11 protein-coding genes and 2 pseudogenes are annotated in these 12,392 nt (G+C 62.9%); 9 read left to right on the top strand and 4 right to left on the bottom strand.

The genetic code is table 11. The features are described from left to right. The first annotated feature begins 16 nt into the window (after nucleotides 1-16). Both G5575_RS06935 and G5575_RS06930 read left to right on the top strand, forming a co-directional pair. A complete protein-coding gene (locus G5575_RS06935) occupies nucleotides 17-238 on the top strand; it encodes a DUF2093 domain-containing protein (protein WP_164533613.1) in 222 nt (73 codons plus the stop codon). A 2-nt stretch (nucleotides 239-240) separates the two neighbouring features. Next, complete coding sequence (locus G5575_RS06930) at nucleotides 241-1,389, top strand: glycosyltransferase family protein (RefSeq protein WP_164533612.1); 1,149 nt, start codon at nucleotides 241-243, stop codon at nucleotides 1,387-1,389. 156 nt (nucleotides 1,390-1,545) lie between these two features. On the opposite strand, the gene G5575_RS06925 is transcribed toward G5575_RS06930, so the two are convergent. Both G5575_RS06925 and G5575_RS06920 read right to left on the bottom strand, forming a co-directional pair. Continuing rightward, the gene (locus G5575_RS06925; protein ID WP_164533611.1) at nucleotides 1,546-1,782 is read right to left on the bottom strand and encodes a DUF4170 domain-containing protein; all 237 of its coding nucleotides are present in this window, start codon (nucleotides 1,780-1,782) and stop codon (nucleotides 1,546-1,548) included. Nucleotides 1,783-1,785: 3 nt separating this feature from the next. After that, nucleotides 1,786-2,490 (bottom strand): inositol monophosphatase family protein, encoded by a 705-nt coding sequence (locus G5575_RS06920; protein WP_164533610.1) that lies wholly within the window; start codon nucleotides 2,488-2,490, stop codon nucleotides 1,786-1,788. 385 nt (nucleotides 2,491-2,875) lie between these two features. Here G5575_RS06920 and G5575_RS06915 point away from each other — a divergent pair, with 385 nt between their 5' ends. Then, nucleotides 2,876-3,391 (top strand): DUF6101 family protein, encoded by a 516-nt coding sequence (locus G5575_RS06915; RefSeq protein ID WP_164533609.1) that lies wholly within the window; start codon nucleotides 2,876-2,878, stop codon nucleotides 3,389-3,391. A gap of 180 nt (nucleotides 3,392-3,571) precedes the next feature. Here G5575_RS06915 and ubiA read toward each other — a convergent pair whose 3' ends face one another. Beyond that, complete coding sequence (ubiA, locus tag G5575_RS06910; RefSeq protein WP_164533608.1) at nucleotides 3,572-4,498, bottom strand: 4-hydroxybenzoate octaprenyltransferase; 927 nt, start codon at nucleotides 4,496-4,498, stop codon at nucleotides 3,572-3,574. 155 nt (nucleotides 4,499-4,653) lie between these two features. Here ubiA and G5575_RS06905 point away from each other — a divergent pair, with 155 nt between their 5' ends. Both G5575_RS06905 and G5575_RS06900 read left to right on the top strand, forming a co-directional pair. Then, nucleotides 4,654-5,394 carry a 16S rRNA (uracil(1498)-N(3))-methyltransferase gene (locus G5575_RS06905; RefSeq protein WP_235935645.1) on the top strand — a complete coding sequence of 247 codons (741 nt, stop codon included), beginning with the start codon at nucleotides 4,654-4,656 and terminating at the stop codon, nucleotides 5,392-5,394. A 72-nt stretch (nucleotides 5,395-5,466) separates the two neighbouring features. After that, entirely contained in the window at nucleotides 5,467-6,837 is a 1,371-nt protein-coding gene (locus G5575_RS06900) for a glutamate--cysteine ligase (RefSeq protein ID WP_164533607.1), read from the top strand. On the opposite strand, the gene G5575_RS06895 is transcribed toward G5575_RS06900, so the two are convergent. Next, entirely contained in the window at nucleotides 6,838-7,311 is a 474-nt protein-coding gene (locus tag G5575_RS06895; RefSeq protein WP_164533606.1) for a hypothetical protein, read from the bottom strand. Between the two features lie 188 nt (nucleotides 7,312-7,499). Between G5575_RS06895 and purD the strand changes: the two are divergent. The 4 genes and pseudogenes from purD (at nucleotide 7,500) to G5575_RS21030 (ending at nucleotide 12,373) form a co-directional block, all read left to right on the top strand. Then, nucleotides 7,500-8,773 (top strand): annotated as a pseudogene (purD, locus tag G5575_RS06890) (phosphoribosylamine--glycine ligase). Nucleotides 8,774-8,885: 112 nt separating this feature from the next. Beyond that, nucleotides 8,886-9,791 (top strand): patatin-like phospholipase family protein, encoded by a 906-nt coding sequence (locus G5575_RS06885; protein WP_328765915.1) that lies wholly within the window; start codon nucleotides 8,886-8,888, stop codon nucleotides 9,789-9,791. Nucleotides 9,792-9,838: 47 nt separating this feature from the next. Continuing rightward, nucleotides 9,839-11,694 (top strand): annotated as a pseudogene (gene recQ / locus G5575_RS06880) (DNA helicase RecQ). Between the two features lie 208 nt (nucleotides 11,695-11,902). After that, nucleotides 11,903-12,373: a heparan-alpha-glucosaminide N-acetyltransferase gene (locus G5575_RS21030; protein WP_164533604.1), complete on the top strand. Its 471-nt coding sequence runs from the start codon at nucleotides 11,903-11,905 to the stop codon at nucleotides 12,371-12,373. Nucleotides 12,374-12,392 lie beyond the last annotated feature (19 nt).

Genomic DNA, 12,392 nt, shown 5'->3' with positions numbered 1-12,392 from the left:
CGCCAGGGAGATGGGCATGAACATTTTCGACAAGGGCTTTGCGCCCGCCGAAGCCAGCTTGCGCTATCTCGATGGCGATTATGTCGTGCTCAAGCCCGGCCCCTTCGTGCGTTGCGCCATTTCCGGCAAACCGATCCCACTCGACGAACTCTTCTACTGGAGCGTCGACCGCCAGGAAGCCTATGCCGACGCCGTCAGCGCAAACCTGGCCTTTGAGCGCTTCGGGCGGGGCAAGTAGGGATGAACGAGGCAGCGACACGTCAGCGCTTCCTCAGTATCTCCAACGGCCACGGCGAAGATGCGATCGCCGCACAGCTGATCGCCCAGATGCCGCCGACCGTTTCGGTGGAAGCTTATCCGATGATCGGCAGCGGCAAGGCCTATGACGGCATCTGCCGCGTCGTCGGTCCCCGCGCGACGCTGGCTTCGGAGGGCTGGCGCAATGTCAAAGGCTCGCTGCGGCGCGACGTGGTCAATGGCGGCCTAGCCACCGTGCCCCCTGCCCTCCAGTTCCTGCGCTCGATCCGTGGTCGTTACGACCGGCTGATCGTTATCGGTGACATGGTAGGCGTTCTGGCCTGCCTTCTTACCGGCAATCGCAGGTTGCTTTATCTCGATGTCTACAAGACTGGCGCGGCGCGGCTCTATTCCGGGCTGGAGCGCTGGGCAATCCGCCGGACCTGCGACCTCGTCTTCTGCCGCGCCGAAAGCCTTGCCGCGCTCTTGCGACAGGACGGCGTCGATGCACGGGCGCCGGGCAATCTGATGATGGATACGATCCCGCGCGGGCAGTTCGATGCCGCGTCGCGGCGGCGCCGGGCTTCAGGGGTCACGCTATTGCCGGGCAGCCGCGCCCTGACCGGGGAAAGCTTTGCGCTCCAGATTGCGGCGCTGCGGACCGTGCCGGAAGAACTGCGGCCGGATGTCTTCCTGGCGGTCGCGGGAAGCGTCAAGGTGGACGAGCTGGCAAAGGCCGCCGGCTTGCAACGGGAAGCCATGCTCAGCAGCGATCCGGACGATCTCGGCATACTCAGCGATAGCACCATCACCGTCCACATGGCGCGCGGCCGGGCGATGGGCAATCTGCTCGATGCCTCGGACGTGGTGCTGAGCCAGGCCGGCACGGCGAGCATCCAGTCGCTGGGCCTCGGCAAGCCGGTCATCACCTTCATCAACCCGCGCGATCGCCGCTCCCGTTTCGAGGACGAGCAAAACCTCTTTGGCGCGGCGCGTATCGTGGTCGATGCGGAAACCGATGCCGTCGGCTCGGCCCTCACCAGGCTCTTGCGCGATGGCGACGAGCGAGCGCGACTGGGCGCTATCGGCCGTGAGCGGATCGGTGGTCCGGGGGCGATGAAGGCGGTGTTCGAAGCGCTTGCGCTGGGCTGAGACGTCGTTCACCCCCTTCCGAGCCGGTTCTAAAGGCTGACATCTCCCAGTAGACCTCATCCTGAGCTGGCGAAGGACGAGGTCGTGGCACGATCTGGCTTACCCGACCTCGTGGTTCGACAGGCTCACTATGAGGTGTCACAGAATGAAAGGGCTCTAAGCTCCCGGCGTTTCGGGGTTCAGCAGGCGGTGCAGGTGGACAATGAAATAGCGCGTCTGGGCGCTGTCCACCGTTTGCTGCGCCTTTTGGCGCCACACGGCATAGGCCGAAGCATAATTGGGGTAGACGCCGACGATATCGACCTGGTCGAGATCGGCAAAGGTGACGCCGTCGAGACCTGAAAGCTCGCCGCCGATGACGAGGTGGAGAAGCTGTTTTTCTGGTTCAGCCATGTTTCATCCGTTCGATCTGGATTGGTCACTGACGTCGCCCGGGCAGCCGTAAACCTTGAGCAAGGCTGCGTGGACGGTGGGTTTTAGGCTCATGTCGCTGATGGCGGCAAGCGCCCCGTGACGCACATCTCGTTTGTTGAATTGTGGGAACCCGACGCAGACATCGGCAAAGTCGAGCCCGCATTCACTCAGGATCACGGCGGCGCCGGCGATATCCCAATCCTGCGCGCCGCGGCGAGCGACGGCGGCATCGAGCCGGCCGGTCGCCACCTGCACCATGCGGTAAGCCAAGGAACCATAGGCAGGACCGCGCTCGTAATCGAGCCCGGCAGCCTGCATTTCCTGATGCACAGCCCCGGGCGCAGGGATGAGCGGCGACGCGCCTGCGCGCCGCGAGCGCACCATGGGCGCGCCATTATATTTCGCGCCACCGCCCTTGAAGGCTTCATAGAACTCGTTGCGCGCCGGGGCGTAGACGACACCGGCGACGGCGACGCCATTCTCCACCACGGCGAGCGAGACCGTCCAGTAATCCTCGCCGCGCAAAAATGCCCGCGTGCCGTCGATCGGATCGACGACGAAGACCCGTTCGCAATCGAGGCGGCTGGGATTATCGGCGGTTTCTTCGCTGAGCCAGCCGTAATGTGGTCGAGCCTTGAGGAGATTTGCCGCGAGGAAACGGTCAACAAGAATATCTGCCTCGCTCACGGGCGAGTCATTTTCCTTGGACCAGGACTTTACCGGCTGGCGAAAAAGCCCGAGGCGATGATGCCCGCCGCGACCGCCGAGGAGCGGAGCAGTTCGAGATCTTCAGCATAGGGGGAGCAAAAGCCGGCATATTGCCGGGCCTTTTAGGCCGGGCGCCGGGCTTGGGCAAGGGAGCGCGCACCCACCGGCGGTAACAGCACGGTAAACGGGCCTGCAAGCGACGCGGTTAAGAGCCTATGACTAGGTGCAACACACCGCTAACCCTCCGGGAAAACAACATAAATTTAACCGAGCCGATTAAGGCGGCAGGTAAGGGGCGGGGTAGATTGGCCACACAAACGAAGAGCAAAAAAGACGCTCTCGAAGTTACAGGAAGGCTTTGGAAATGATGCATGGCGTTGCGATGGAAGGATCGTCGGTGGTGCTGGCGTTTGGCCGCTCGGCTTTGGCTGAGCGCCGGTTTGTAGCTGCCAACGACAACGGCCCCAAGGATCCGGTCAAGACCGTAACGGTGCGCAAGCACCTCGAACAGAGCGGCGTGGCCATCAAGATCAAGGTGCCGGTGACCGAGTTCATCGGTGTCGCCGTGGCGACCAGCATTTCGGAAGAAGGCGTTCTTACAAGCGCGATCGAGCTGGTGCATTCCGACTTCGAGCTCAACTACAAGGTCTTCGAAGAAGAGGGCAACCACAACGTCGTCGCCGAATGGCAGAACTGGGGCAAGAAGCTGCGCCTGCCGCTCTTCATCAAGGCCGGCGACGGCTCCTACCTGCCCTATTCGCAGCAGGTCGATGGCGTCATGGTCGGCCAGCCCGCGCCACGCCGCAAGCTCGCCGCCGAAGCTGCCCGCCGCCCGCGCTTCCTCAACCGCCGCCAGCCCGGCCAGGCTGACAGCAACTGAGTTTCTCCTGCCTCCAAAGCAAGTTGAAGGGGTCGACCGGTGGTGCGGTCGGCCCTTTTGGCTTTGGTGGGATGCAACCCCCACCCCGCCTCCCCCTGCAGAAGGGGAGGAGTACCATTGTGGCTAAACCACCGGTCGAACTCCTGCCCCGTCTTCCGGGGAGGTTGGGTGGGGTCTGCCTTACCAAACCCACTCCGCCAGCAGCGCCAGCGTCAGCGCGACACCGACATAATGGTTGTTCTTGAACCGCAGCAGCGGATTGCCGGGAGCTGCCGCGTCTAGCGTCCACAACTGCCAGGCAAGCAGTCCGGCTGAGACCAGCGAGAGGGTTGCGAACACGAGGCCACCGCCGGCCATGAGCACGGCGATGTTCCACAGGAGAAACGCCCCGGCATAGAGCACGGCGACAGCGGGACGGACATTGGCGCCGAACAGGCGCGCCGTGGATTTGACGCCGACCAGGGCATCGTCCTCGACATCCTGAAGGGCATAGATGGTGTCGTAGCCGATGACCCAGAGGATGGTGCCGGCGTATAGCAGCACCGGCGCCCAGCCGAGGCCGCCGGTCTGGCTCGACCAGCCAACCAGGGCGCCGAAGGAGAAGGCAAGGCCCAAAAATAGCTGCGGCCACCAGGTGACGCGCTTCATGAAGGGGTAGATCGCGACCAGCACCAGCGAGGCGATAGAGGCGTAAACGGTGAAGCGGTTGAACTGGAACAGAATGGCGGAGGCGAGAAGCGCCTGCGCCACGAGGAAGTAGAGCGCCTCCATGGTGGTGACCTGGCCGGATGGGATCGGCCGCGAGCGGGTACGGGCGACTTGCATATCGATGTCGCGATCGACGATGTCGTTAAAGGTGCAGCCGGCGCCGCGCATCAACACCGCACCGAAAAACATCAGGATCGCCGCCCACCAGCCAAATCCCAGGTCCGGAGCGGCAACGACCGCAAGGCCGATGCCCCAGGCGCAGGGCCAGAACAGGAGCCAGAAACCGATCGGCCGATCCCACCGGGCGAGGCGCCCATAGGGTTTGACACGTTCGGGGGCGTAGCGATCGAGCCAGTTGGTGGGCTGTGCGTCGGCGACGGTGGTGGATTGCTCGGGCATGGTTGCTCTGGTGCAAGCGACCTCGTCCTTCGACAAGCTCAGGATGAAGTCTCACGAAACATCAGAGTCACGTCTACTCTAATCGCGGCAGACACAGTAGACCTCATGGTGAGCCTGTCGAACCACGAGGTCGTGGCAGTTTGCCACGGAAGAAGATGCCCCGCTCCCACGCCACCCTGCCCCGCCTTTATGTGCAGCCCGATCTTTCTGCCGGCGCCGCGCTGACGCTTGAAAAGGAGCAATCGCTCTACCTCGCGGCAGTGCTGCGCAAAAGCGTTGGCGACGAGGTGGTGTTGTTCAACGGCCGCGATGGGGCCTGGCTCTGCCGGCTGACGAGCGATGCCAAGAAGTCGGTGACGTTAGAAACGATCGAGCAGATCGCCGCCCAAACGCCGCCATCGGACCTTTGGTACGGCTTTGCGCCGCTCAAGAACGAGCGGCTCGATTATGTTATCCAGAAAGCGGTGGAAATGGGCGCGGGCACCATCCAGCCGGTGATGACGCAGTTTACCCAGGTGCATCGGCTGAAAACCGAGCGACTTTCGGCCAATGCCATCGAGGCAGCAGAGCAGTGCGAGGTGTTGAGCGTGCCGACGATTGCCCCGGAAGTGACGCTCGAGCGGTTGCTGGATGGCTGGGACCCGGCGCGCAAGCTGATCTTTGCCGACGAAAGCGAGGTTTCGGCATCGCCGATTGCGACGCTGGAAAAGCTGCGGGGAAGTCCAGTCGGCCTGCTGGTCGGCCCGGAGGGTGGATTTTCGGACGCGGAGCGCGCGAAACTTCGTGCCTTGCCCTTCGTTGTGCCGACCAGTCTCGGACCGCGAATTTTGCGCGCCGATACGGCGGCCGTTGCTGCATTGGCGGTGATTCAAGCCACCATCGGCGACTGGCGATAAAGGCGATTGCTTTCCGGCCCGCCCTCGCTATTTTCGCGCCAAGTTTTTCGAAGCCTGAACCAAGAGGGCCCCATGGCCGGCGCCGACACCTTTTCGCCCCCAATCGAATCGCGGGCCGACCTGATCGAGGCGATGGAGCGCGGCAGCAAGCCGGCCGACCAGTGGCGCATCGGCACCGAGCACGAAAAGCACGTGTTCCACACCAATCCGCTGCGCCCCGTCGCCTATGAGGGACCGCAGGGCATTCGTGCGCTGCTCGATGGCGTCGAGCGCAAAACCGGCTGGGTGCCGTTTTACGATGGTGAGAACCCGATCGGGCTGCGCAACAATGAAGTTGCGGGCGGCATCTCGCTCGAGCCCGGTGGGCAGTTCGAGCTCTCCGGCGCGCCGATGGACGACCTCCATGGCACGGCCGCAGAGCTCGACGAACATTTGCGCGTGGTCAAGAAAGTCGCCGAGCCGCTCGATATCCATTTTCTGGGACTTGGTGTGACACCGCTCTGGTCGGTGGAGCAGATAGAAGCCATGCCCAAGTCGCGCTATGCGATCATGACGAAATACATGGGAGAGACGGGTACGCTCGGCACATCGATGATGTATCGGTCCTGCACGGTGCAGACCAATCTCGACTTTTCCGACGAAGCCGACATGGTCAAGAAGCTGCGCGTATCTGTGGCGCTGCAGCCAATCGCCACGGCTCTCTTCGCCAATTCGCCCTTTGTTGACGGGCGCGACAGTGGCTTTTTGAGTTTCCGCAGTGAAATCTGGCGCAATACCGATGCCGATCGCACCGGCATGCTGCCCTTTGCTTTCGAGAGCGGCTTCGGCTTTGAGCAATATGCCGATTATGCGCTCGACGTGCCGATGTATTTCGTTATCCGCGACGGCAGATATGTGAACGTCGCGGGCGAGAGCTTCCGCCATTTCCTCGATGGTAAGTTGCCGCAGTTGCCGGGCGACAAGCCCACGATCAAGGACTGGGAAGATCACCTTTCGACCCTGTTCCCGGAAGTGCGGCTCAAGCAGTTTCTTGAAATGCGCGGCGCTGACATGGGCGATCACGATCATGTCATGGCGCTCTCGGCCTTCTGGACCGGGCTTCTCTACGACGAAATCTCTCTCGAAGCGGCGTGGGAGCTGGTCAAGGACTGGACCGACGAAGAGCGCGACTACCTGCGCCGCGAAGTGCCGCGGCAGGGACTGGCGACGCCGTTCGACCGCTCCACGATTTTCGACGTGGCCGCGCAGGCGGTCGGCATTTCCGAAGCCGGCCTCGTCCGCCGCAACCGGCTCGATGCGCAGGGGCGCGACGAGTCGATCTACATGAAGCCGCTGGAGGAGACGATCCGCAGCGGCAAGACCCCGGCCGAGCGCTGGCTCGAAAAGTTCAACGGGTCTTGGGCAGGCGACGTGACGCCGGTCTTCCGCGAAGCGGAGATGTAGCTACTGCTGGTTGTAGGGATCGTATTGCAGCAGCCAGGAATAAAGCCACTTCTCACCCGCGCCCACTGAGGCGACGTCGTCGATCTTCCAGGCGCCGTCATTGATCATCGAAATGCTGAGCGTAGTCGGCACGCTGGCCGTATCGAAACTGACCAGCGCCACGGCGCTCTGCCCCTGCACCACCGGCTCCGTCACGGAGAGATTGACGAGGCTGGCATCGGTGCCATTGAGGAAGGGGTTGAACTCCACGATTCCCGGCGCCTCTGGATCGATGGCCGCGCCCGTGACGTCGACCGCGTTGAGCTCGAGATTGTTGGCGATCAAGGCTTGGAGATGGTCTGAGTAATGCTCCTCGAGATTGACCACCTCGCCGCTTTGCAGCGGCTGGTAGATCGCATCCAGCAAAGCGCGCGGTGAGTCCGCCGGGGCCATCCCGAACAGCATCGGCACGAGGCCAAAAAGGCTCCAGTCCATCGGCGGCATCTCCTTGCGCGGCGTGGGCAAGGCTTGCGGGGCGAAGAGGGTGAAATTTAGGCCTACCACTTTGTAATGTCGCGGCTGCAAGCCCCTATGTGGGCGGGCGTTTGCAGGGCATCGGCAAGCTAGGCTTGCCTCACCGGCTTTCGTGGTGCATCAGGCAAGACAAAGCTCGGGAGGTTGGCATGCGCGTTTTGATCATCGGTTCTGGTGGGCGCGAGCATGCCCTGGCCTGGAAGATCGCGCAGTCGCCGCTGGTCGAGGCCTTGTTCGTCGCGCCGGGAAATGGCGGAACCGAAAAGGTCGCTACCAATCTGTCCGTCGACATCAACGATCATCAGGCGGTGATCGCCGCGGCGCGAGACAATGACGTGGATTTCGTCGTCGTCGGGCCTGATGCCCAAGTCGTTGCCGGGCTCGGCGACGCCGTGCGGGCGGCGGGGATCGAGTGTTTCTGCCCAAGCGCCGCAGCAGGGCAGCTTGAAGGCTCCAAGAGTTTCACCAAGGCCCTTTGCGACGAATACGATATCCCGACGGCACGCTATCGCCGGTTCGAGGATGAGGCGTCGGCGCTGGCCTATATCTATGCCGAGGGCGCGCCGATAGTCATCAAGGCCGACGGCCTTGCTGCAGGCAAAGGTGTCACCGTGGCCATGAGCGTCGAGGAAGCCGAGGAAGCCGTGATCGACTGCTTTTCGGGCGCGTTTGGCACGTCCGGCGCAGCCGTCGTCATCGAGGAGTTCATGGAGGGCGAGGAAGTTTCGCTTTTCGTGCTTTGCGATGGCGAGACCATTCTGCCGCTGACCACGGCACAGGATCACAAGCGCGCCTTCGATGGCGATGTGGGGCCAAACACCGGCGGCATGGGTGCCTATTCGCCGGCGCCGGTGATGCGCCGCACCGAGTTCGACGAGACGATGGCGCGCATTATCGAGCCGACGGTGCGCGGCATGGCCAAGCGCGGGACGCCGTTCCAGGGCGTGCTCTTTGCCGGCCTGATGCTGACCGACGAGGGGCCAAAGCTCGTCGAATACAATGCCCGCTTCGGCGATCCGGAATGCCAGGTGATGATGATGCGGATGGAAAGCGACGTCGTGCCGCTGCTTCACGCCGTGGCAACAGGTACGCTCGAGGGGCACGACGTCCGGTGGAAAGACGCCTTCGCCTTGACCGTGGTTATGGCCACCAAGGGCTACCCCGGCGACTACAACAAGGGCAGCGAAATTGTGTTGCCAGATCAGTTAGATGACGAGACGCTGACAGTGTTTCACGCCGGAACAAAGCGTGATGGAAACCGTTTGATTGCCAATGGCGGGCGCGTGCTCAACGTCACCGCCTTAGGGGTTCGGTTTCCGAGGCACAACAGCGTGCTTACGCAGGCGTGGACAAGATTGTTTGGCCAGAAGGCTTTTGCCGCCGAGACATCGGCTGGCGGGAGCGCGCCCGCGAAGAAGCCTGAACCATTCTTCAATCTCCCTCCGCTACGCTCGCTTCGCACCGTCTTTGACCAGACCCCGCCGCAACGCCCTTTGACGCCGCTGCAGTTGCGCGGCAAGGCTTTGGCCGAGCGGATGCGGATGAAGGGCGTGGAGCGAAACAGCATGAGCGCGAATGGTGGACCGCGGATCGGTGTCGCCCTGGGCGGCGGCTCGGCGCGGGGCCTGACGCACATTCCCTATATCGAAGCCATGGACGAGCTGGGGCTTAAGCCATCGGTGATTTCCGGCACCTCGATCGGCTCGCTGATCGGCGCCGGTTGGGCTTCGGGCATGACCGGCAAGGAGTTGCGCGAATATAGTTTCGAAGTGCTGGGCACCCTGCGCACCATCGCCGGTAGGCTCTGGGCTTCGCATATGCGGCTTGGGGGCCTCCTCAAAAACGGCATTCCCATGCAGCTCGACGCCACCCAGATCGTCGACGCTTTTACGCCGCCGAGCTTTCCCAAGGAATTTCGCGATCTCAAGATCCCGCTCCACGTGGTGGCGACGGATTTCCAGAGCTGGCACCAGGTGGTGTTCAACTCCGGCCTGTTGCGGCCTGCAATCGCCGGATCGATCGCCATCCCAAGCCTCTTCAAGCCCGTCGTGCACAAGAACCACGTGCTCGTTGATGGTGGCGTGGTCAATCCGCTGCCGCTCGACCAGGCCGACATCGACACCGATTTTCTGATCGGCATCGACGTCGTAGGCGATCCGTCGGTTGGGCTGAACCGGACCGATCACAAGGCGCTCGACCTCTGGTTCGGTTCGGCCGCGATCATGATGCATTCGCTCACCGCCCATATGATGGCCGCCTATCCGCCCGACATCTATGTGCGCCCGCATGTAGCCAATTTCGGCGCCATGGAGTTCTGGCGCGTCAAGGAAATGCTGAGCCAATCGGAAAGCGAGAAGGATCGCTTCAAGCATCTCGTAACGCACAAGATCGAGGCATATCTGCAAAACCAAGTCAGGCCGGTGGACAGCAAGGGCCTGTGATCGCCCAGGCGGTTGCTACTCCCGCGTCTGCGTGATTCAAAGACGGCGTGGAAGCCATTGAGTCTTACGATCTGTTTTCGCCCCGCCGTCAGGAACGGCCGACGCCGCTTGCCGTGTTGCGCGACATCTTTGGTCACAAGGAATTCCGCGGCCAGCAGCACGAGGTGATCGACCATGTCGCCGGTGGCGGCGATGCCGTGGTGCTGTTTCCGACCGGCGCCGGCAAATCGATGTGCTATCAGATCCCGGCTATCTGCCGGCGCGGCGTCGGCATCGTCGTTTCGCCGCTGATTGCCTTGATGCGGGACCAGGTCGAGGCGCTGAAACAAGCCGGCGTCGCCGCGGCGGCGCTCAACTCCTCGCTGTCTCAAGAAGAGTCGGCCGAAGTGCGCGGCAAGTTGCGGCGCGGCGAGCTCGATCTTCTTTATGTCGCGCCCGAGCGGGTCGCGACGCCAGGCTTTGCCAATATGCTGTCGGGAGCTGACATTTCGCTATTCGCCATCGACGAGGCCCATTGCGTGTCGCAATGGGGGCACGATTTCCGGCCCGAATATCGCGAGCTGATCCACCTGGTCGAGCTCTTTCCCGGTGTGCCGCGAATTGCGCTGACCGCGACGGCTGATCCCACCACGCGCGAAGACATCATCGAGCGGCTGGGGCTCGAACAGGCCAAGGTCTTCACCACCAGTTTCGACCGACCCAACATTTCCTATTCCATCGTCGAGCGCGACAAGCCACGCGAGCAGCTGCTCGACTTCCTTTCCGGCCACAAGGGCGAAAGTGGCATCGTTTATTGCCTCTCGCGCGCCAAGGTCGAGGACACGGCCGAGTGGCTTTCGGCTAAGGGCATTCCCGCCCTCCCCTACCATGCCGGCCTTCCCGCTCACGTCCGCAGCGCCAATCAGGACGCCTTTCTCAAGGACGACAATATCTGCATGGTGGCGACCGTGGCCTTCGGCATGGGCATCGACAAGCCGGACGTACGCTATGTCGCCCATATGGACCTGCCAGCCTCGATCGAAAGCTATTACCAGGAGACCGGCCGCGCCGGCCGCGACGGGCTGCCGTCGGATGCCTGGATGAGCTATGGCATGGCCGATGTGGTGCAACGGCGCCGCATGATCGACGAGGGCAATGCGCCTGATGAGGTCAAGCGCCTTGAGCACGGCAAGCTCAATGCGCTGCTCGGCGTCTGCGAAACCGCCTCCTGCCGACGCCAAGCAATCCTCAGCCATTTCGGCGAGGCCCATGCCGGGGCTTGCGGCAACTGCGACACCTGCCGCTCGCCCGTCGAGTCGTGGGACGGTACGGAAGCAGCCATCAAGGCCCTCGCCGCGATCTACCGGACCGGCCAGCGTTTTGGCGCGGCGCATGTGATCGATGTCCTGGTCGGCAAGGAAACCGAAAAGGTCACCCGCTTCGGGCACCAGAACCAGCCGGTCTTTGGCCAGGGCCGTGAGCTCGATGCAAAAGCCTGGCAATCGGTCGTCCGGCAGATCACGGCCATGGGGCTGGTCGTCGTCGATCATGCCAATCACGGCGCCCTTACCCTGGGTGCGGATGCCCGGGCGGTGTTCAAGCGCGAGCGGCTGGTCACCTTGCGCAAGGATCGGCCGAAAAAAGCGTCGAGGTGCGGCGGTCGCTCGCCAACGCCGTCGTCGTGCCCGAGCATGCGCGCCCCTTGTTCGAAGCGCTGCGCGGCGAACGCACCCGGATCGCCAAGACACAGGGCGTGCCGCCCTATGTAATCTTCCACGACGCAACCCTGCGCGCCATGGCTCTGGCAGAACCCACACATCCCCATGACATGCTGAACCTGCCCGGCGTAGGGCAGGGCAAGCTCGACCGCTATGGCGATGAATTTCTGGCCGTGGTGCGGCGGCATTTGGCGGAGGGCGCGTGAACGAGAGCCGAGGTTTCTCCCTCCCCTAGAGGGGGAGGGTAGCGCAGCTTGGCCTCGGGCCTAGCGAAGCTGGGTGGGGTGGGGCAAAGCTCGCAGGATCCAGTGTTCAACCCCCACCCCACCCTCAATCCCTCCCCCTCAAGGGGAGGGAGGCGCAAGAACCGGCTTTCTGGCGTAAGCTGGACGACGGTCCAAAGGTGAGCGACGCATGAGCCAGACTGCCAATCCGAAGCGCCCGCGCCTCCTCGTTGTCGATATCGCCCGTGGCGTCGCCATCATCGCCATGGCGATCTACCATCTCTCCTGGGACCTCTCCTTTTACCGCTTCATCCCGGTGGATGTCGGCTTCGACCCGGGCTGGGTCCTTTTCGCGCGCACCATCCTTTCCGCCTTCATGTTCCTGGTGGGCGTTGGACTGGTGCTGGGGCATGGCGATGGCGTGCGCTGGTCCGCCTTCTGGAAGCGCTGGGGCTTCGTGGTCGGCGGCGCGCTGATCATCACGGTTTCGACCTGGTTCACCTTCCCCGAAAGCTTTGTTTATTTCGGCGTGCTGCATGCCATCGCGGCGACGAGCCTCCTGGCGCTGCCATTTCTCTTTACGCCACTTTGGCTGACAGGGCTGGTGGCGGCCGTCATCATCGCCCTGCCCTGCCCTTTTTTTTTCAGACCCGCTCTTTAACGAGCGTATCTTTTCCTGG

It is taken from the genome of Devosia aurantiaca, assembly GCF_011058215.1.
GTDB lineage: Bacteria > Pseudomonadota > Alphaproteobacteria > Rhizobiales > Devosiaceae > Devosia > Devosia aurantiaca.
Note: the sequence above shows the minus strand (reverse complement) of the source record. Positions and strands in the feature narration are given on the sequence as shown.

What these genes read in the sequence shown, in the direction of transcription:
- G5575_RS06935 (WP_164533613.1), top strand. Translation starts at nt 17, where the DNA reads ATGAACATTTTCGACAAGGGCTTTGCGCCCGCCGAAGCCAGCTTGCGC.
- G5575_RS06930 (WP_164533612.1), top strand. Translation starts at nt 241, where the DNA reads ATGAACGAGGCAGCGACACGTCAGCGCTTCCTCAGTATCTCCAACGGC.
- G5575_RS06925 (WP_164533611.1), bottom strand. Translation starts at nt 1,782, where the DNA reads ATGGCTGAACCAGAAAAACAGCTTCTCCACCTCGTCATCGGCGGCGAG.
- G5575_RS06915 (WP_164533609.1), top strand. Translation starts at nt 2,876, where the DNA reads ATGATGCATGGCGTTGCGATGGAAGGATCGTCGGTGGTGCTGGCGTTT.
- ubiA (WP_164533608.1), bottom strand. Translation starts at nt 4,498, where the DNA reads ATGCCCGAGCAATCCACCACCGTCGCCGACGCACAGCCCACCAACTGG.
- G5575_RS06905 (WP_235935645.1), top strand. Translation starts at nt 4,654, where the DNA reads ATGCCCCGCTCCCACGCCACCCTGCCCCGCCTTTATGTGCAGCCCGAT.
- G5575_RS06900 (WP_164533607.1), top strand. Translation starts at nt 5,467, where the DNA reads ATGGCCGGCGCCGACACCTTTTCGCCCCCAATCGAATCGCGGGCCGAC.
- G5575_RS06895 (WP_164533606.1), bottom strand. Translation starts at nt 7,311, where the DNA reads ATGGACTGGAGCCTTTTTGGCCTCGTGCCGATGCTGTTCGGGATGGCC.
- G5575_RS06885 (WP_328765915.1), top strand. Translation starts at nt 8,886, where the DNA reads ATGCGGATGAAGGGCGTGGAGCGAAACAGCATGAGCGCGAATGGTGGA.
- G5575_RS21030 (WP_164533604.1), top strand. Translation starts at nt 11,903, where the DNA reads ATGAGCCAGACTGCCAATCCGAAGCGCCCGCGCCTCCTCGTTGTCGAT.